At 38.4% G+C, this 19,131-nt stretch carries 28 protein-coding genes; all 28 read left to right on the forward strand.

The window, feature by feature from the left end; all coding sequences use genetic code 11:
• The first annotated feature begins 3 nt into the window (after nt 1-3).
• The gene (gene rpsC, locus OOZ15_RS06090) at nt 4-717 is read left to right on the forward strand and encodes a 30S ribosomal protein S3 (protein WP_265955057.1); all 714 of its coding nucleotides are present in this window, start codon (nt 4-6) and stop codon (nt 715-717) included.
• 19 nt (nt 718-736) lie between these two features.
• Nucleotides 737-1,156, forward strand: coding sequence for a 50S ribosomal protein L16 (gene rplP / locus OOZ15_RS06095; RefSeq protein ID WP_265955058.1), 420 nt, complete (start codon nt 737-739; stop codon nt 1,154-1,156).
• A 16-nt stretch (nt 1,157-1,172) separates the two neighbouring features.
• Nucleotides 1,173-1,364 carry a 50S ribosomal protein L29 gene (gene rpmC, locus OOZ15_RS06100; protein ID WP_265955059.1) on the forward strand — a complete coding sequence of 64 codons (192 nt, stop codon included), beginning with the start codon at nt 1,173-1,175 and terminating at the stop codon, nt 1,362-1,364.
• Between the two features lie 17 nt (nt 1,365-1,381).
• Nucleotides 1,382-1,639, forward strand: coding sequence for a 30S ribosomal protein S17 (rpsQ, locus tag OOZ15_RS06105; protein ID WP_265955060.1), 258 nt, complete (start codon nt 1,382-1,384; stop codon nt 1,637-1,639).
• 2 nt (nt 1,640-1,641) lie between these two features.
• Nucleotides 1,642-2,010 (forward strand): 50S ribosomal protein L14, encoded by a 369-nt coding sequence (rplN, locus tag OOZ15_RS06110; RefSeq protein ID WP_265955061.1) that lies wholly within the window; start codon nt 1,642-1,644, stop codon nt 2,008-2,010.
• A 13-nt stretch (nt 2,011-2,023) separates the two neighbouring features.
• Entirely contained in the window at nt 2,024-2,338 is a 315-nt protein-coding gene (rplX, locus tag OOZ15_RS06115) for a 50S ribosomal protein L24 (protein ID WP_265955062.1), read from the forward strand.
• A 2-nt stretch (nt 2,339-2,340) separates the two neighbouring features.
• Nucleotides 2,341-2,892 carry a 50S ribosomal protein L5 gene (rplE, locus tag OOZ15_RS06120; protein ID WP_265955063.1) on the forward strand — a complete coding sequence of 184 codons (552 nt, stop codon included), beginning with the start codon at nt 2,341-2,343 and terminating at the stop codon, nt 2,890-2,892.
• Between the two features lies 1 nt (nt 2,893).
• A complete protein-coding gene (gene rpsN / locus OOZ15_RS06125; protein ID WP_265955064.1) occupies nt 2,894-3,163 on the forward strand; it encodes a 30S ribosomal protein S14 in 270 nt (89 codons plus the stop codon).
• A 70-nt stretch (nt 3,164-3,233) separates the two neighbouring features.
• Nucleotides 3,234-3,632: a 30S ribosomal protein S8 gene (gene rpsH / locus OOZ15_RS06130; RefSeq protein ID WP_265955065.1), complete on the forward strand. Its 399-nt coding sequence runs from the start codon at nt 3,234-3,236 to the stop codon at nt 3,630-3,632.
• Nucleotides 3,633-3,650: 18 nt separating this feature from the next.
• Nucleotides 3,651-4,193, forward strand: a complete 543-nt coding sequence (gene rplF / locus OOZ15_RS06135; protein WP_265955066.1) for a 50S ribosomal protein L6 — start codon at nt 3,651-3,653, stop codon at nt 4,191-4,193.
• Between the two features lie 11 nt (nt 4,194-4,204).
• Nucleotides 4,205-4,561, forward strand: coding sequence for a 50S ribosomal protein L18 (gene rplR, locus OOZ15_RS06140; protein WP_265955067.1), 357 nt, complete (start codon nt 4,205-4,207; stop codon nt 4,559-4,561).
• A gap of 6 nt (nt 4,562-4,567) precedes the next feature.
• On the forward strand, nt 4,568-5,092 hold the full coding sequence (gene rpsE, locus OOZ15_RS06145; protein WP_265955068.1) for a 30S ribosomal protein S5: 525 nt from the start codon (nt 4,568-4,570) through the stop codon (nt 5,090-5,092).
• Between the two features lie 12 nt (nt 5,093-5,104).
• Complete coding sequence (rpmD, locus tag OOZ15_RS06150) at nt 5,105-5,287, forward strand: 50S ribosomal protein L30 (protein ID WP_265955069.1); 183 nt, start codon at nt 5,105-5,107, stop codon at nt 5,285-5,287.
• Between the two features lie 10 nt (nt 5,288-5,297).
• Nucleotides 5,298-5,750 (forward strand): 50S ribosomal protein L15, encoded by a 453-nt coding sequence (gene rplO, locus OOZ15_RS06155; RefSeq protein WP_265955070.1) that lies wholly within the window; start codon nt 5,298-5,300, stop codon nt 5,748-5,750.
• A 14-nt stretch (nt 5,751-5,764) separates the two neighbouring features.
• The gene (gene secY, locus OOZ15_RS06160; protein WP_265955071.1) at nt 5,765-7,120 is read left to right on the forward strand and encodes a preprotein translocase subunit SecY; all 1,356 of its coding nucleotides are present in this window, start codon (nt 5,765-5,767) and stop codon (nt 7,118-7,120) included.
• A gap of 2 nt (nt 7,121-7,122) precedes the next feature.
• Nucleotides 7,123-7,338, forward strand: a complete 216-nt coding sequence (infA, locus tag OOZ15_RS06165) for a translation initiation factor IF-1 (protein ID WP_265955072.1) — start codon at nt 7,123-7,125, stop codon at nt 7,336-7,338.
• A 2-nt stretch (nt 7,339-7,340) separates the two neighbouring features.
• Nucleotides 7,341-7,457: a type B 50S ribosomal protein L36 gene (gene ykgO / locus OOZ15_RS20260; protein ID WP_074978891.1), complete on the forward strand. Its 117-nt coding sequence runs from the start codon at nt 7,341-7,343 to the stop codon at nt 7,455-7,457.
• 3 nt (nt 7,458-7,460) lie between these two features.
• Nucleotides 7,461-7,835 (forward strand): 30S ribosomal protein S13, encoded by a 375-nt coding sequence (rpsM, locus tag OOZ15_RS06175; RefSeq protein WP_265955073.1) that lies wholly within the window; start codon nt 7,461-7,463, stop codon nt 7,833-7,835.
• 103 nt (nt 7,836-7,938) lie between these two features.
• A complete protein-coding gene (gene rpsK / locus OOZ15_RS06180; protein WP_265955074.1) occupies nt 7,939-8,337 on the forward strand; it encodes a 30S ribosomal protein S11 in 399 nt (132 codons plus the stop codon).
• An 86-nt stretch (nt 8,338-8,423) separates the two neighbouring features.
• Nucleotides 8,424-9,029: a 30S ribosomal protein S4 gene (rpsD, locus tag OOZ15_RS06185; protein ID WP_265955075.1), complete on the forward strand. Its 606-nt coding sequence runs from the start codon at nt 8,424-8,426 to the stop codon at nt 9,027-9,029.
• A 21-nt stretch (nt 9,030-9,050) separates the two neighbouring features.
• Nucleotides 9,051-10,043, forward strand: a complete 993-nt coding sequence (locus OOZ15_RS06190) for a DNA-directed RNA polymerase subunit alpha (protein WP_265955076.1) — start codon at nt 9,051-9,053, stop codon at nt 10,041-10,043.
• 72 nt (nt 10,044-10,115) lie between these two features.
• The gene (gene rplQ, locus OOZ15_RS06195) at nt 10,116-10,643 is read left to right on the forward strand and encodes a 50S ribosomal protein L17 (RefSeq protein WP_265955077.1); all 528 of its coding nucleotides are present in this window, start codon (nt 10,116-10,118) and stop codon (nt 10,641-10,643) included.
• Nucleotides 10,644-11,001: 358 nt separating this feature from the next.
• Nucleotides 11,002-12,123 carry a glutamine-hydrolyzing carbamoyl-phosphate synthase small subunit gene (carA, locus tag OOZ15_RS06200; RefSeq protein WP_265955078.1) on the forward strand — a complete coding sequence of 374 codons (1,122 nt, stop codon included), beginning with the start codon at nt 11,002-11,004 and terminating at the stop codon, nt 12,121-12,123.
• Complete coding sequence (eno, locus tag OOZ15_RS06205; RefSeq protein WP_265955079.1) at nt 12,120-13,409, forward strand: phosphopyruvate hydratase; 1,290 nt, start codon at nt 12,120-12,122, stop codon at nt 13,407-13,409. Before carA ends, eno begins: the two co-directional genes overlap by 4 nt.
• Before the next feature lie 458 nt (nt 13,410-13,867).
• Nucleotides 13,868-15,484, forward strand: coding sequence for a glycogen synthase (locus OOZ15_RS06210; RefSeq protein ID WP_265955080.1), 1,617 nt, complete (start codon nt 13,868-13,870; stop codon nt 15,482-15,484).
• A 143-nt stretch (nt 15,485-15,627) separates the two neighbouring features.
• Nucleotides 15,628-16,911 (forward strand): citrate synthase, encoded by a 1,284-nt coding sequence (locus tag OOZ15_RS06215; RefSeq protein WP_265955081.1) that lies wholly within the window; start codon nt 15,628-15,630, stop codon nt 16,909-16,911.
• Between the two features lie 177 nt (nt 16,912-17,088).
• Complete coding sequence (locus OOZ15_RS06220) at nt 17,089-18,003, forward strand: dimethylarginine dimethylaminohydrolase family protein (RefSeq protein WP_265955082.1); 915 nt, start codon at nt 17,089-17,091, stop codon at nt 18,001-18,003.
• 160 nt (nt 18,004-18,163) lie between these two features.
• On the forward strand, nt 18,164-19,096 hold the full coding sequence (ctlX, locus tag OOZ15_RS06225; protein ID WP_265955083.1) for a citrulline utilization hydrolase CtlX: 933 nt from the start codon (nt 18,164-18,166) through the stop codon (nt 19,094-19,096).
• Nucleotides 19,097-19,131: the final 35 nt, after the last annotated feature.

The following is a 19,131-nucleotide window of genomic DNA, read 5'->3' on the forward strand; positions in this document are numbered from 1 at the left end:
AGTATGGGACAGAAAACAAATCCGATCGGAAATCGCCTTGGAATTATCAGAGGATGGGAATCCAACTGGTATGGGGGTAATGACTATGGAGATAAACTTGCTGAAGACGATAAAATCAGGAAGTATATCCATGCTCGTTTGTCAAAAGCTAGTGTGTCTAGGGTAATTATTGAGCGTACGCTTAAACTTGTAACCGTTACTATCACCACCGCTCGCCCGGGAATCATTATCGGTAAAGGCGGTCAGGAGGTAGACAAGTTGAAAGAAGAGCTTAAAAAGATTACTGAAAAGGAAGTTCAGATCAACATCTTTGAAATCAAAAGACCGGAACTAGATGCTAATCTTGTAGCTGCAAGTATTGCACGTCAAATTGAAAATAGAATTTCATACAGACGTGCGACAAAAATGGCAATTGCTGCTGCAATGCGTATGAACGCTGAAGGTATCAAAATTCAGATTTCAGGGCGTTTGAACGGAGCTGAAATGGCACGTTCAGAGTCTTATAAAGATGGTAGGATTCCTTTGTCAACATTTAGAGCTGACATTGATTACGCATTACACGAAGCTCATACTACTTATGGTAGATTGGGAATCAAAGTGTGGATCATGAAAGGCGAGGTATATGGGAAAAGAGAGCTTTCTCCGCTTGTAGGAATGTCTAAGAAGCAAGGGAAAGGTGGTAATGCCGGTGGAAGAAAATCTCGTCGTAGAAAGTAATTTTTTAAAGTAAAGAAAAATGTTACAGCCGAAAAGAACAAAATACCGTAAGCAGCAGAAAGGCCGAATGAAAGGGAACTCTCAAAGAGGGCACCAGCTTTCAAATGGTATGTTTGGGATCAAATCATTAGATTCGTCATTTATCACAGCGCGCCAAATTGAGGCCGCTCGTATTGCCGCTACTCGTTTTATGAAAAGGGAAGGGCAATTGTGGATCAAAATTTTCCCGGACAAACCAATTACCAAAAAGCCTTTGGAAGTGCGTATGGGTAAAGGTAAAGGTGCCCCTGAATATTGGGCAGCCGTTGTTAGACCAGGTAGAATCATGTTTGAAATAGGTGGTGTGCCTATGGATGTTGCAAAAGAAGCTTTAAGGCTTGCAGCCCAGAAACTACCTGTGAAAACGAAGTTTATTGTAGCTAGAGATTATTCAGCTTAATTAATTTAAGAAGATCATGAAACAATCAGAGATTAGAGAATTATCTACTGCTGAGCTACAAGAAAAGCTTGGTATTGTTAAAAAACAATATGCAGATTTAAAATTGGCTCATGCCATAACACCTTTGGAGAATCCACTTCAGTTGAGAAAAACTAGAAGAACGGTGGCTAGATTGGCAACGGAGCTTACTAAAAGAGAATTACAATAATTCGATTCTGCTAGAAGATGGAAAATAGAAATTTAAGAAAAGAAAGAATAGGAGTAGTTACAAGTAACAAAATGCAGAAATCTATTGTGGTTTCTGAAGTGAAACGAGTAAAACACCCTATGTACGGTAAGTTCGTGTTAAAAACAAAAAAATATGTTGCGCACGACGAAAAAGACGATTGCAACATTGGCGATACTGTAAAGATCATGGAAACAAGACCTATGAGTAGAACCAAATGTTGGAGATTAGTTGAAATCATTGAAAGAGCGAAATAATTATGGTACAACAGGAATCTAAATTAAAAGTAGCAGACAACACCGGGGCAAAAGAAGTTTTGACCATTCGTGTTTTAGGAGGTACTAAAAGAAGATATGCTTCTGTTGGTGACAAAATTGTAGTTACCATAAAAGATGCAACTCCAAACGGAAACGTTAAAAAAGGACAAGTATCTACAGCAGTAGTAGTTCGTACCAAGAAAGAAGTAAGACGACCAGATGGTTCTTACATTCGTTTTGATGATAACGCTTGTGTATTGCTTAACCCTACAGGAGAAATGCGCGGAACCCGTGTGTTTGGACCGGTAGCAAGAGAGCTACGTGACAAGCAGTTTATGAAAATTGTATCATTAGCGCCAGAAGTGCTTTAATACATTAAGGAAAATGATAAAACTAAAGATAAAATCAGGAGATACTGTAAGAGTGATTGCCGGAGACCACAAAGGTTCTGAAGGGAAAGTTCTTAGGGTAGATCGTGAAAAGAACAAAGCGATTGTTGAAGGGGTAAACCTTGTGTCTAAACACGAGAAGCCAAGTGCTAAAAACCCTCAAGGCGGAATCGTTAAGAAGGAAGCTCTTATTCATATTTCAAACTTGTCGTTGCTCGATCCTAAATCAGGTGAGCCTACAAGAGTTGGTTTTGAAGTGAGAGATGGTAAGAAAGTAAGATTTTCTAAAAAATCTAATGAAGTAATTTAATTATGGCTTACATTCCAAGATTAAAAGAAGAGTATAAAGAAAGAGTAATTTCTGCTCTTACAGAAGAATTTGGGTATAGCAACGTTATGCAGGTGCCTAAACTGGAAAAAATTGTTATTAGCCGTGGGGTTGGTGAAGCTGTTGCAGATAAAAAGTTGATCGACTATGCAGTAGATGAACTATCAAGAATATCAGGGCAAAAAGCAGTAGCAACAATGTCTAAAAAAGATGTTGCGTCTTTCAAATTGCGTAAAGGAATGCCAATTGGGGCAAAAGTTACTTTGCGGGGAGAGCGTATGTATGAGTTTTTAGACAGATTGGTTACTTCTGCATTACCAAGGGTTAGAGATTTTAATGGTATCAAAGCAAATGGTTTTGATGGGAGAGGGAATTATAACCTTGGTATTACCGAGCAAATTATTTTTCCTGAGATCGATATCGACAGAGTGAACAAGGTTGCCGGAATGGATATTTCATTCGTAACCACTGCTCAAACTGATAAAGAAGCAAAATCATTATTAAGCGAATTAGGATTACCTTTTAAAAAGAATTAGTATGGCTAAAGAATCAATGAAAGCCCGTGAGGTAAAAAGACAGAAATTGGTAGAAAAGTATGCTGAAAAGAGAAAAGCTTTAAAAGAAGCCGGAGACTATGAAGCATTGCAAAAACTACCAAAAAATTCTTCACCTGTACGTTTGCACAACCGTTGTAAACTAACAGGGAGACCAAAAGGGTACATGCGTACTTTCGGTATCTCTCGTGTTATGTTCAGAGAGATGGCAAACAAAGGTTTGATCCCGGGAGTTAAAAAAGCAAGTTGGTAAAACATTAACTGGTAGTAAGTTCATCCTGATAGCTATCGGGATAGAAAACTGTTACCGCAAATAAATAGAGATGTATACAGATCCTATAGCAGATTATTTAACAAGAATTAGAAACGCGAACAGCGCTGGGCACAGAGTGGTAGAAATACCAGCTTCTAACTTGAAAAAAGACATGACTAAAATATTATTCGATCAAGGATATATTTTAAGTTACAAGTTTGAAGAGAACTCCACACAAGGAGTAATCAAAATCGCTTTGAAATACGATAAGCTGACCAAAGAGCCTGTTATCAAGAAGTTGAAGCGTGTGAGTACACCCGGACTACGTAAGTATGTAGGGAAACATGAACTCCCAAGGGTTCTTAACGGACTTGGAATTGCGATCATATCTACTTCACACGGAGTGATAACAAGTAAGCAAGCCCAGAAAGAGAGCGTTGGAGGTGAAGTATTGTGTTACGTTTACTAATAAATAAAGACAAAAGAAATGTCAAGAATAGGTAATAGTCCAATAGCAATTCCGGAAGGAGTTACTGTAGATATTAAAGAAGACGAAGTTACCGTAAAAGGTAAACTTGGAGAATTAAAGCAAACAATTTCAAATGTTACCATAAAGGTAGAAGATGGAGAAGTTGTTCTAGAACGTTCTTCCGAGGCGAAAAACATTAAAGCCAAACACGGTCTTTACAGATCATTGATCAATAACATGGTTGAAGGTGTTTCAAAAGGCTTTACTAAAGAATTGGAGTTGGTAGGGGTTGGTTACAGAGCCAGCAACCAAGGGCAAAAATTAGATTTGGCCATTGGTTTCTCTCACAATATCGTTATGGAATTGGCACCTGAAGTAAAGGTGGAAACCATATCTGAAAAAGGTAAGAACCCGATTGTAAAACTAACTTCACACGATAAGCAATTAGTTGGTCAAGTAGCAGCTAAGATCCGTTCTTTCCGCAAGCCGGAACCTTACAAAGGAAAAGGAATCAAGTTTGTTGGTGAAGAACTAAGAAGAAAAGCAGGTAAATCAGCTTAATAATTAGCACTATGGCATTATCAAAGACTGAAAGAAGAAAGAGAATTAAAAACAGAATCCGTAAGGTGATTTCCGGAACGGAAACAAGACCGAGATTGGCTGTTTTTAGAAGTAATAAAGAAATTTATGCTCAATTGATCGATGACGTATCAGGAAAAACCCTGTTGGCAGCATCGTCAAGAGATAAAGAAATTAGTTCTGCAAAAGGTACTAAAACTGAAATAGCTGCCCTTGTTGGTAAAGCTATTGCAGAGAAAGCAAAGAGCGCCGGATATGAAAAAATCTCTTTTGATAGAGGTGGATATTTGTATCACGGTAGGGTTAAATCATTAGCAGAAGGTGCTAGAGAAGCAGGACTTAAATTCTAAGAAAATATGTATCAAGATTATAAAAACGTAGAATTAGTAAAGCCTGGCGGACTTGAATTGAAAGACCGTCTTGTAGGTGTACAAAGAGTTACTAAAGTTACTAAAGGAGGTAGAGCATTTGGTTTTTCTGCAATTGTAGTAGTTGGAGACGAAAATGGAGTGGTTGGTCACGGATTGGGAAAATCCAAAGAGGTGGCAGACGCTATTTCAAAAGCAGTTGAAGACGCTAAGAAAAATTTGGTGCGTATCCCTCTTAACAAAGGTACATTGCCTCATGAGCAAAAAGGAAAATACGGCGGTGCCCGCGTATATGTTCAACCGGCCTCACACGGTACGGGAGTTATAGCAGGTGGTGCAGTGCGTGCCGTACTGGAATCAGTAGGGGTACAGGACGTACTTTCTAAATCGCAAGGATCTTCAAACCCTCACAACGTGGTGAAAGCAACTTTTGATGCTTTGTTACGTTTGAGAGACGCCAAGACCATTGCAGCACAAAGAGGAATTTCTTTAGAAAAAGTTTTTAAAGGATAAATCAAGGATATCATGGGAAAGATTAAAGTTACACAAGTAAGAAGCAACATAAAGCGTCCTCAGGACCAAAAGAGAACGCTGGAAGCACTAGGCCTTAGAAAAATAGGTCAAGTAGTAGAGCATGATGCAACGCCAAACATCCTTGGTATGGTAAAAAAAGTTAAACACTTAGTTTCTGTAGAGGAAACTAAATAACAATATAGTTATGGATTTAAGTAACTTACAACCAGCTAAAGGTTCAGTACATAAAGATGGAAAAAGAGTAGGCCGCGGACAAGGTTCCGGTAAAGGTGGTACAGCTACCAGAGGTCACAAGGGAGCTAAATCCCGTTCAGGTTACTCTAAGAAAATTGGTTTTGAAGGAGGGCAAATGCCACTTCAAAGACGTGTTCCTAAATTTGGTTTCAACAATTTTAACAGAAAAGAATACGTAGGGATCAATTTGAACAAGTTACAGGAATTGGTTGATAAAGGTGTGGTGAAAGACACTGTTGATTTAGAACTTTTAGTGAACAACGGATTGGTAAAATCTAACGACCTGGTTAAAATATTAGGTGGAGGAGAACTAAAAGCTAAATTAAAAATATCAGTACATAAATTTACCGCCAGCGCAAAAGCAGCTATCGAAGCAGCCGGAGGTGAAGCAGTAAGTTTATAACCCAATAAGTAACCATGAAGAAATTTATTGAGACATTAAGCAATATCTGGAAAATCGAAGAACTAAGAGGTAGAATTTTAGTCACCTTAGGTCTTTTGCTTGTTTACCGTTTTGGTGCGCAAGTGGTATTACCGGGTATTGATACACAACAATTAGCAGAATTATCTTCCAGAACAGATGGAGGAGGTTTATTAGGAATCCTGAATGCATTTACAGGAGGGGCATTTGCAAATGCTTCTTTCTTTGCCTTGGGGATCATGCCTTATATTTCTGCTTCTATTGTAGTACAGTTAATGGGCTTGGCTATTCCTTACCTTCAAAAATTACAGAAAGAAGGGGAGAGTGGTAGAAAAACCCTAAACCAGATTACAAGATGGTTGACCATAGGGATCTGTTTGGTGCAAGCACCGGCTTATCTTTATTCATTAGGGTCTTTGGGAGTTCCCGATAGTGCTTTTATGATGGGTAAAGGCCTTGACTTTATGATTCCGGCCGTGTTGATCTTGGTTACCGGTACTATTTTTGCCATGTGGCTTGGAGAAAAGATTACCGATAAAGGAATCGGGAATGGTATCTCTTTGCTTATTATGGTGGGGATCATCGCTACCATGCCACAGTCGTTTGTTCAAGAATTCGTTTCGAGAACAGCAGGCTCTAACGGAGGGTTAATGTTGATATTGATTGAATTGATTATATGGTTTGTTGTAATTCTTGCATGTATCATGCTTGTAATGGCAGTGAGACAGATACCGGTTCAATATGCAAGAAGAACTGCTTCGGGTGGTTATGAAAAAAATGTTTTCGGTTCAAGACAATATATTCCATTGAAGTTGAATGCTTCAGGGGTAATGCCGATTATCTTTGCACAAGCGATCATGTTTGCGCCTGCATATATCGGAAGAATCGGACCTTTGAAAGATACTGGAGCTGGGCAATGGTTGCAAACAGAGTTTAGCAATATCTTTGGATTGTGGTACAATATAGTATTTGCGTTGTTAATCATAATATTTACGTATTTTTACACCGCAATTACAGTACCTACTAATAAAATGGCTGATGATCTGAAGAGAAGTGGTGGATTTATACCGGGAATTCGTCCGGGTAAAGAAACAGCAGACTATTTAGATAAAATAATGTCTCTTATCACGCTCCCGGGATCAGTATTCCTGGCATTAATAGCAGTATTACCCGCTATTGTCGTGAAATTGATGGGGATTCAACAAGGATGGTCATTGTTCTATGGAGGTACTTCATTGCTCATTATGGTAGGAGTTGCCATCGATACAATGCAGCAGGTAAATTCATACTTGTTGAACAGGCATTATGATGGCTTGATGAAAACAGGTAAAAACAGAAAAGTTGTAGCTTAATTATGGCAAAACAACCCGCAATAGAACAAGACGGAAGTATAATTGAAGCATTGTCTAATGCAATGTTTCGAGTTGAACTGGAAAATGGTCATGTGGTAACAGCACATATTTCAGGGAAGATGCGTATGCATTATATCAAACTTTTACCTGGAGACAGGGTAAAACTGGAAATGAGCCCGTATGACCTTACTAAAGCAAGAATTACTTATAGATATTAGATATGAAAGTAAGAGCATCATTAAAAAAGAGAAGTCCCGAGTGCAAGATTGTGCGTAGAAAAGGGAGATTGTACGTAATTAATAAAAAGAATCCTAGATTTAAACAAAGACAAGGATAAGTTATGGCTAGAATCGCAGGAGTAGATTTACCAAAGCAAAAAAGAGGAGTTATCGGATTAACTTACATCTTTGGTATAGGAAAAAGTAGAGCTAAAGAAATCTTAGAAAAAGCTCAGGTAAGTGAAGACACTAAAGTTAACGACTGGGCAGACGATGAGATCGCTCGTGTCAGGGAAGCAGTTTCTTCATATAAGATTGAAGGAGAGCTTCGTTCTGAGGTTCAGTTGAGCATTAAGCGTTTAATGGACATCGGTTGTCATAGAGGGATTCGTCATAGATCGGGTCTTCCTTTAAGAGGACAGCGTACTAAGAACAACTCTAGAACAAGAAAAGGTAAAAGAAAAACTGTTGCTAACAAGAAGAAGGCAACTAAATAATTAGACATTAGTCATTAGTGTTTGGGTGTTAGATGAATCTGTTTGAAATAGAAATGTTTAGGATTCTAACAACTAAAAACTAACAACTAGAAACTAAAACAATATGGCAAAGTCAAATGCAAAAACTGCTAAAACTAAAAAGCGTAAGGTAGTAGTAGAATCTGTAGGAGAAGCTCATATCGCTGCATCATTCAACAACGTTATTATTTCCTTGACCAACAAAAAAGGAGATGTTGTTGCATGGTCTTCAGCAGGGAAAATGGGATTCAGGGGTTCTAAGAAAAATACACCTTATGCTGCTCAGATAGCTGCAGAAGATGCTGCAAAAGTAGCTCAGGAAGCAGGTCTTAGAAAAGTTAAAGTGTACGTTAAAGGACCGGGATCAGGTAGAGAATCTGCAATCCGATCTATCCATAATGCGGGTATTGAAGTAACAGAAATCATAGATGTTACTCCATTGCCACACAACGGATGTCGTCCACCGAAAAGAAGAAGAGTTTAATCAATTTTTTAATGTTTAAAAGAAGGTTTTTACGATTATCGAAGGATAGCCTTAATTCATAATCACCTTCAAAATTATACAAAAACATGGCAAGATACAGAGGTCCAAAAACCAAAATAGCCCGTAAATTCGGAGAAGCGATTTTTGGAGACGATAAGTCTTTCGAAAAAAGGAATTACCCTCCTGGACAACACGGTAATAACCGTAGAAGGGGTAAAAAATCAGAATATGCTGTCCAGTTAATGGAAAAGCAAAAAGCAAAATACACTTACGGTATTTTGGAAAAACAATTTAGAAACCTATTTGAAAAAGCAAACCGTAGCAAAGGTGTTACCGGTGAAGTGCTTTTACAGTTCTGTGAGTCCCGTTTGGACAATGTAGTGTACAGAATGGGAGTTTCTCCTTCAAGAAGAGGAGCAAGACAATTGGTTTCCCACCGTCACATTACCGTAAATGGTGAAATCGTGAACATTCCTTCTTATCAATTGAAAGCTGGTGATGTTGTAGGGGTAAGAGAAAAATCAAAATCATTGGAAGCTATCGAAAGATCACTTTCCAACAATAGTAGTGTTTACGAATGGATTACCTGGAACAACGAGAAAAAGGAAGGTTCGTTTGTGAGCGTTCCCGAGCGTATCCAGATTCCGGAAAATATCAAAGAGCAATTAATCGTCGAGTTATACTCTAAATAATAATTAGACAGCAGTCGTACTATGGCAATACTAAATTTTCAGAAGCCCGATAAAGTTATAATGATCGATTCTACCGATTTCGAAGGTAAGTTTGAATTCAGACCTTTGGAACCCGGATACGGATTGACCGTAGGTAACGCATTACGAAGAGTTCTTTTATCTTCATTAGAAGGTTTTGCAATTACATCAACAAGGATTGATGGCGTTGAACACGAATTTTTTACAATAGAAGGTGTGGTCGAAGACGTTACAGAAATCATTTTGAACTTGAAACAAATACGTTTCAAAAGGCAAATTGATGATGTTGATAACGAAACCGTTTCCATATCTATTTCAGGTAAAGAACAGATCACTGCTGGAGATTTCCAAAAGTTTATCTCAGGTTTTCAGGTACTGAATCCAGATCTTTTGATCTGTAATTTGGATCCTAAAGTGACCATCAACATGGAAATCACAATCGAAAAAGGTAGAGGATATGTGCCTGCTGAAGAGAACAAGAAAGCCAATGCGCCTCTTGGAACTATCTTTACAGATGCGATCTATACACCTATCAAAAATGTTAAATTCAGCATCGAGAATTTCCGTGTAGAACAGAAGACTGACTACGAAAAATTGGTTTTCGAAATTGTTTCAGACGGCTCTATTCATCCAAAAGATGCTTTAACTGAAGCAGCAAAAATCCTTATCCACCACTTCATGTTATTCTCTGATGAGCGTATTACATTAGAAGCGGATGAGATTGCGCAAACTGAAACTTATGATGAAGAATCTCTTCACATGCGTCAGTTGCTAAAAACGAAGTTGGTCGATATGGATCTTTCCGTAAGAGCACTCAACTGTTTGAAAGCTGCGGAAGTAGATACACTTGGTGACTTAGTATCTTTTAACAAGAACGATTTAATGAAATTCAGAAACTTTGGTAAAAAATCATTGACTGAGCTTGAAGAACTTGTAAACAACAAAGGCTTGAGCTTCGGAATGGATTTGTCAAAGTATAAATTAGATAAAGACTAGCAATAATAATCCAATCTTCATAATTTGCTCCCTAGAGTGGGTTGAGCAAGATGAAGGTTTAAAACAAATGTCATGAGACACGGAAAGAAATTTAACCATTTAGGTAGAAAAGCACCTCACAGAAAAGCAATGCTTGCTAATATGGCTTGTTCGTTGATCGAACACAAGCGTATTAACACTACCTTGGCTAAGGCAAAAGCTTTGAAGCAGTTTGTAGAGCCTTTAGTAACCAAATCTAAGGAAGACACTACACACAACAGAAGAATTGTTTTTAGCAAAATTAGAGACAAGCATGCCGTAACTGAACTTTTCAGGGAAGTAGCTGCTAAAGTAGGTGATAGACCGGGAGGTTACACCAGAATTATCAAACTGGGTAACAGATTGGGTGATAACGCAGACATGGCAATGATCGAATTGGTAGATTACAACGAGATATACAATGCTGGTAAGCCTGCCAAGAAAAAATCAACAAGAAGAGGTAGAAGTAAAAAAGCCAAAGAGGAGGAAGAAGTAGTTGCTGAAGCACCTCAGGCTGAAGAAACATCTGCTCCAAAAGAGGAAGCTTCTGATGATGAAAAACCGGAAACTTCAAAAGAATAAAGATAAATAGAGTTTGATAATCTATTTAAAAAAGGATAAACATTTTTGTTTATCCTTTTTTATTTTATAAGAAATATTTCTTATTTTTTGAGGTAGAAAAATATGTGAGGACTCAAAACCTTTCATATAAAGAAGAAAGACATATTTCATCGATATTACGGTATAGTGAAAGAGAATAATTTAATAGATATATAAAAGGGTAAAAGAAAAATAAATAAGAAGTAGTCAACTATAGATTGGGTGCTATGTTAATTAATAATTAAATTTCTAAAAGGAGTTATAATTGTAACTCCTTTTTTACTGCAAAATTGTTTTAAAATCATATGTAAAAGTTATCTTTGTAAAACCTTTCTTTACAATGAAGTATCAAGAACACAAAAAAGCATTAATTCTTTTAAAAGACGGCACCATATTTTATGGGAAAGCCGTAGGTGATAAGCAAGGAACAGCATTTGGCGAAGTTTGCTTTAATACCGGAACAACAGGCTATCAAGAAATCTTTACCGATCCGTCCTACTATGGACAATTAATGGTGACTACCAATGCGCATATTGGGAACTATGGCGTTAAAGAGGGTGATGAAGAGTCTGAGACGGTTAAAATTGCCGGACTTATCTGTAAAAACTTTAGTTATACAGCGTCCAGGGCAGGAGCCACAGATTCCCTCGAAAATTTTTTAGCAGCTAATAATTTGTTAGCCATTTCTGATGTCGATACCAGGGCCTTGGTAAGTTATATCCGCGATCACGGTGCCATGAATGCTGCGATCTCTACGGAAGTTGATAAAATAGACGAGCTTAAGAAGCAGTTGGCTGAAACACCAAACATGGTAGGTCTGGAATTGGCTTCAAAAGTATCTACAAAAGAACCATATTTCTTCGGGGATGAAAACGCAACTTACAAAATCGCAGCTTTAGACCTTGGGATCAAAAAAAACATCCTTAGAAATCTGGCGAAGAGAGATTGCTATATCAAGGTTTTCCCATATAACGCCACTTTTAAAGAAATGGAAGCGTTTGGTCCGGATGGCTACTTCTTGTCCAATGGTCCCGGAGACCCTGAACCTTTGGAATCAGCGATTAATCTGGCAAAAGAACTTATCGAGAGAAACCTTCCGCTGTTCGGAATATGCTTGGGACATCAGATTATAGCCCTTTCTCAGGGAGTGTCAACATTCAAAATGTATAACGGACACCGAGGAATCAATCATCCGGTGATGAATCATTTGACAGGAAAAGGGGAAATCACTTCTCAAAATCACGGTTTTGCCATCAATAGAGAGGAAACAGAAAAACATGCTGACCTCGAGATTACACATTCACACCTAAACGATAATGAAGTGATGGGGATCAGACATAACAAAAAAAACTGTTTCTCTGTGCAGTACCATCCAGAAGCAGGTCCAGGACCCAATGATGCTACGTATTTATTTGATCAATTTATAGAAAACATTAAACAACAAAAATTAGAAACAGTATGAGTATAATTATAGGTGTTCACGCACGTCAAATACTTGATTCGAGAGGAAATCCTACCGTAGAAGTAGATGTGGTAACAGAAAGTGGAATTTTGGGCAGGGCTGCTGTGCCTTCAGGAGCTTCTACCGGAGAACACGAAGCTGTAGAACTTCGCGACGGAGGAAAAGATTATATGGGAAAAGGAGTGTCTGAAGCCGTAAAGAACGTAAATACCATTATTGCTGAAGAGCTGGTAGGTGCTTCTGTATTCGAACAAAACTTGATCGATCAGACGATGATCAACCTAGACGGAACTCCAAACAAATCAAAATTGGGAGCTAACGCCATTTTAGGGGTTTCCCTTGCCGTGGCTAAGGCTGCTGCTAACGAATTGGGAATGCCATTATACCGCTATGTAGGTGGTGTAAGCGCCAACACATTGCCAGTACCTATGATGAACATCATCAACGGGGGGTCGCACTCTGATGCACCAATTGCTTTCCAAGAGTTTATGGTAATGCCTGTTAAAGCGAAAAACTTTACACATGCCATGCAAATGGGAACTGAGATTTTCCATAACTTGAAAAAAGTATTACACGATAGAAACTTGAGCACTGCTGTTGGAGACGAAGGAGGATTTGCACCTACTTTAGATGGAACAGAAGACGCTTTGGATACCATCACCAAAGCTGTTGAAAAAGCCGGTTATAAAATGGGTGACGAAGTGATGATTGCGCTTGATTGTGCTTCAGCAGAATTCTATGAAGATGGAAAGTATAATTACGCCAAATTTGAAGGGGGTAAAGGAGCGGTAAGAACTTCAGAAGAACAAGCACAATATTTAGCTGACCTTTGTGATAAATACCCAATTATCTCTATTGAAGATGGTATGGACGAAAACGATTGGGACGGTTGGAAAGTGCTTACAGAAAAAGTAGGTGATAAAGTTCAATTGGTCGGAGATGACTTGTTCGTTACCAATGTTGAACGTCTTTCTAAAGGAATTGAGAACGGAATAGCCAACTCTATCCTTATCAAAGTAAACCAAATTGGAACCTTGACTGAAACAATTGCAGCGGTAAATATGGCTAAAAATGCCGGATATACTTCTGTAATGTCTCACCGATCAGGGGAAACAGAAGACAATACTATTGCAGATCTTGCCGTGGCTTTGAACACCGGACAGATCAAAACAGGATCGGCTTCACGTTCTGACCGTATGGCTAAATACAATCAGCTTTTACGTATCGAAGAAGAATTAGGAACGGTAGCTTTTTATCCTAAGGAAAAAGCATTTAAGATAAAATAAATGATCCTTATTTTAAATTGTGTAAAGCCTCCCGATCTCGGGAGGCTTTTTTATTTTGGGAAGATTTTAGTTTGAAATACACATAAACTTTTTTAAGCATATCATAACGAAGATGATTAAAATAAGTTTATGTGTATTCCTGAATGTGAAGAAATTTTTAGTTTCTTCATTTTCAAAAACTAAAAATTTTAAACAGACGAAAATCAAGTGTCTATATTCCCGACTAACCTCTCCAAAGGGAAGGGGTAACTGGCTCCCCTCCCTTGGAGGGGCTGGGGGAGGATTCATAAGCAGGTTTCAGAAATAATATCACTCCCTCCGTGAAACTAACATTATAATAAAGATCCCTCATAAGGATTAACATTGATTTAATCGTCAATACTTTTCTAATCTCATTATAATTGACTAATTTAAAGCTTGTTATAGGTAAGTTGTAAATCTCTTTAATACATTAACTTGTGAAATCTAATTTTCTTTTTGTCTGTGCCGAAAATGATGCAATTCTAAACTGTAAAGCAGGAGGGATGGGCGATGTGGTTCGTGATGTTCCCCGACAAATAGCAACCAATGATGACCTTGTTCATGTGGTGACCCCGGCATACGGGAGGCTGCATAAAAACGGGGAAAAAATAGCAGTACTGAAATTCTTATACAGAGGCTTGCCGCAAGAAGCTTTTCTGTATGAAATCCCCGGAAAGAAATCAATAGACAATATCAAACATTATGTTATAGATCATCCTGAGATTGTTTCCGGTGATATAGCCGATATTTATTCCAATGATCCCGATCAGCCTTTCTATACAGATGCTTGTACATTCTCTCTTTTTTGTACGGCTGTTGCAACGGCTATTAGAGAAGGTCTTTTTGGCGAACTCCAAATTGCTCATCTACACGATTGGCATACGAGTCTGTTGTTGTTCTTGAGGGAATATCATCCGAAATTCCAAGAATTGAAAAAAATACGCTTTGTGTATTCCATTCACAATTTGGCCATTCAGGGCATTAGGCCTTTTGAAAATAATTATTCTTCGCTGAAAGCATTTTACCCCGATATTCTTATTGATAAAGAACGACTGGCAGATACCAGATATAAGGATTGTATCAATTTGATGGTACTCGGCATACGTTTGGCAGATGCAGTTCATACGGTATCACCATCATATAAAGAAGATATTAAGAAACCGAGTAATCCACCGGATTTCATTGGAGGGGAGAGTTTGGAGGAAGATTTGAAGAATGCCAATATCGAAAACCGACTTTTCGGAATATTGAATGGATGCAATTATAAAAATTATACCCTTGCAAAAAGGAATACCCTTTATAAAAACAGTTTGAAGGCAATTTTTAAATGGCTGCAAGAACCCGGGAAAAAGTATAAAGCGGATTTTATGGCGCACACCGGAAGTAAAATAATGCACCTGATGGAAGATAAGCCAAACTTTATCTGTACCAGTGTCGCAAGACTCACGGAACAAAAGTTTTTCTTCTACAAGAACGATCCAGGATTGCTTATGAAATTATTGGATAAACTGGAAGAGAAAAACGGGGTTTATATTATTTTAGGTACCGGTGCTCCTGAATATGAAGAATTGCTAAGAAGTGTTAGCTATGAAAGAGAGAACTTGATTTTTATCAATGGTCAGTCTGAAGAAGTGATCGATTCGCTCTATTTGGAATCGAATTTATATTTAATGCCAAGCTTGTTCGAGCCCTGCGGAATTAGTCAGATGTTGGCTATGCGAAACGGACAACCTTGTTTGGTGCACGCTACCGGAGGATTAAAAGATACGGTATCACATCTGAAGTCGGGATTCGCTTTTGATGGGGAAACCCTTCAGGAAAAGACAGACAATTTTATTGCTGTTTTTGGAAATGCTGTCGATCTTTATTTTGAAGAAAAAGAAATATGGGAGCACATCTGTAAAACGGCCAAAAGACAAAGATTCAGTTGGGAGGATCTGGTGAGGAAGTACTACGAACAATTATATTTACTCCCTTATTTTCAAAAAAATACTTTTAAACCCAAGAAAAAATGGCCGGGGATAAAGTCTGATAATGTTATTTTTGACAAATAAAATTACTCTTTTGTTGTAAGTCGGTTTTTTCTTATTTTTCTAGTTCTCATCAGCAGAAAAACAGCAAAGGTTAACTCTGAATTAACAGTTTATTTTGTATTTTCGCATGACTTGTAAAAATGTTAAAAAATTAATATATAATTATGTCAGATACGGCTACTTTTGAGTATAAAGGTAAAAAATTAGAATTTCCGGTAATTGAAGGCTCTGAAAATGAGCTGGCTATAGATATTAAAGCACTTAGAGGATCTACAGGTATGATTACTTTAGATCCGGGATACAAGAACACAGGTTCTTGTGAAAGTGCTATCACATATCTTGATGGAGAAAAAGGAATTCTAAGATACCGAGGATATTCCATAGAAGAACTAGCCGAGAAAGCAGATTTCCTTGAAGTTGCTTATTTGTTGATATTTGGAGAGTTGCCAAACAAGGAGCAGCTTGATAAATTCCATAACGATATTAAAGCAGAATCTGAAGTTGATGAAGATGTAAAGAAGATTGTTGACAGTTTTCCCAGGACAGCTCACCCGATGGGGGTGCTGTCATCTTTGACAAGTGCTTTGACAGCGTTCAACCCGTCATCAGTAGATATAGATTCTGAAGAAGATATGTATCAAGCGATTGTTAAGATCATGGGTAAATTCCCGGTCTTGGCAGCGTGGACATTACGAAGGATGAAGGCAAAGCCTTATGATTATGGTGATTCATCCAAAGGGTATGTAGAGAACATGCTTTATATGATGTTCAAAAAACCAAATGAAAGTTATGTTGCAAATCCGATTGTTGTAAACGCGCTCGATCAATTATTGATCCTTCACGCAGATCACGAGCAAAACTGTTCTACTTCAACCGTTAGGATTGTAGGTTCGTCACATGCCGGATTGTTCGCTTCACTTTCAGCGGGTGTTTCTGCTTTATGGGGGCCACTTCACGGAGGTGCTAACCAAGCCGTAATCGAAATGCTTGAAGGTATTAAGAACGATGATGGGGACACAGCAAAGTATATGGCGAAAGCTAAAGATAAAAGCGATCCTTTCCGTTTGATGGGATTCGGACACCGAGTGTATAAAAACTTTGATCCCCGTGCAAAAATTATCAAAAAAGCTGCTGACGAGGTGTTGGGAGACTTAGGTGTTGAAGATCTGGTATTGGAAATAGCCAAGGGACTTGAAAAACAAGCTTTGGAGGACGATTATTTCGTGAAGAGAAAACTATATCCGAATGTGGATTTCTATTCAGGGATTATATACAGAGCCTTAGGTATCCCTACGGAGATGTTTACCGTAATGTTTGCTTTGGGAAGACTACCCGGTTGGATCGCACAATGGAGAGAAATGCGCTTGCGTAAAGAACCTATCGGAAGACCAAGACAAGTATATACAGGCGAAAACTACAGACCGTTTGTTGATGTAGATAAGCGCTAAGAAAAAAACATATCAAAAACGAGGGGTATATTTATAAATATGCCCCTTTTTTTGTATTATAGCGGCAGCTAATTTATCAGAAATCATCAAATAGAGAGGCCTGTGGAGTTACAATGACATTGCTATTCCATTGGTGAAGTTCCATAAATTGAACTCATGTTATAAATAAAAGGTTTTATGTTGAAACTGAATATAAAAGACGAAACCTCAAAATTGAAGGCTGTAGTCTTGGGAACGGCCAAAAGCAGTGGCCCAACACCAAAACTCGAAGAAGCATACGATCCTAAATCGAGAGAGCATATCAAAGCGGGAACATACCCGCTGGAAAAAGATATGATCCCCGAAATGAAGGCTTTTAACGCGGTGTTTGAAAAATACAGAGTGAAAGTTTTCAGACCCGAGGTTATAAAGGATTGCAATCAGATATTTTCGAGGGATATCGCCTTTGTGGTAGACGACTATTTTATAAAATCAAATATCCTTCCAGATCGTGAAAAGGAACTCGATGCCATACAATATGTGATTGACCAAATGAAACCTTCAAAAGTAATCACACCCCCGGAAGAAGTTCATATTGAAGGAGGCGATGTGATGTTGTGGAACGATTGCGTTTTTGTGGGCACCTATAAGGGACCTGATTATCCTGACTACATTACCGCAAGAACCAATATGCATGGTGTAGGTTTTTTAAAGGAAATGTTCCCCAACAAAACGATAAAAGAATTTGATCTTGCAAAATCGAATACAGTGGCGAGAGATAACGCCTTACACTTAGACTGCTGTTTTCAACCGATAGGGACAGACAAGGCAATTATCCACAAAGAAGGTTTCAGAAATGAAGCCGATTATCATTATTTGGTAGATTTGTTTGGAGAGGACAATTTGTTCCATATTTCAAAAGATGAGATGTACGAGATGAACAGCAATATCTTTTCGATTGCTCCCAATGTAGTGGTTTCAGAAAAAAAATTTGGAAGATTAAATGCCTGGCTTCGCAAAAATGATTTTGTGGTCGAAGAAATCCCTTATGCAGAAATTGCCAAACAAGAAGGACTTTTGCGTTGTTCTACCATGCCGTTGATCAGGGAGTGATTTTCGATATCCCCACCTAGCCTCCCGCCCAAGGCGGGGAGAGATGAAAGGCTCCCCTCCTTTGGAGGGGTTGGGGGAGGATATCCGAGCTAATTGGAAAAGTGAAGATGAGTTCTGTCATATAAATTGTAATTTTGCAGCACGATAAACAGGGTTTTGTATGAGTCAGATTACCGATACCATTTTAATGATTCGTCCCGTAAACTTCAGGATGAACGAGCAAACGGCAGTTAATAATTACTTTCAGGAAAATACAAATGTTCTGAATGAGACCATTAATGCGAAAGCACAAAGGGAATTTGATGCTTTTGTTGAAAAGTTAAGAGCTGTTGGTGTGCATGTTATTGTTGTGGAAGACAGCTTAGAATCCGATACGCCCGATGCCATTTTTCCAAATAATTGGATGTCAACCCATGAAGACGGAACGCTGGTTTTATATCCCATGTTTGCTGAAAACAGACGAAACGAAAGACGGGAAGAGGTTCTTAAAACCATCGAAAAAGAAGGTTTCTTGATTGAAAATGTGATGGATTATACTTCAGCGGAAGAAGAGGAGGTCTTTTTGGAAGGAACAGGGAGCATTGTTTTGGATCGAGTCAACCGTAAGGCCTATTGTGCATTGTCGCCAAGGGCAGATGAAGAACTTTTTATAGAGTTTTGTGAGGATTTTGAATACCTTCCGGTCATTTTTACGGCATACCAGTCTGTCGATAACGAACGAAAACCTATTTATCACACCAATGTGATGATGTGTGTAGGCGATGATTTTACCGTAGTTTGCCTGGATTCTATAGATGATAAAAAAGAACGGAAGAACCTCGTTAATCACCTTAAAAAAGACGGAAAAGAGGTTGTAGCGATTTCAGAAGAGCAGATACATCATTTTGCGGGGAATATGCTGCAGGTTAAATCCCAAGAGGATAAAAAATATCTTGTGATGAGCGATGCCGCTGAAAAAAGCCTCACTGAAAAGCAACGAACAACTCTTGAAAAATATTCTACCATCCTTTCCGGTACTTTAGAAACCATAGAAATTTGTGGTGGTGGAAGTGCCCGTTGTATGATGGCTGAAATATTTCTGCCAAAAAAGTAGTATATTCGGGGAACAGCAGCACACAATTTCATTTT

It is taken from the genome of Galbibacter kalidii, from assembly GCF_026241135.1.
In the GTDB taxonomy this organism is placed as follows: Bacteria; Bacteroidota; Bacteroidia; order Flavobacteriales; family Flavobacteriaceae; genus Galbibacter.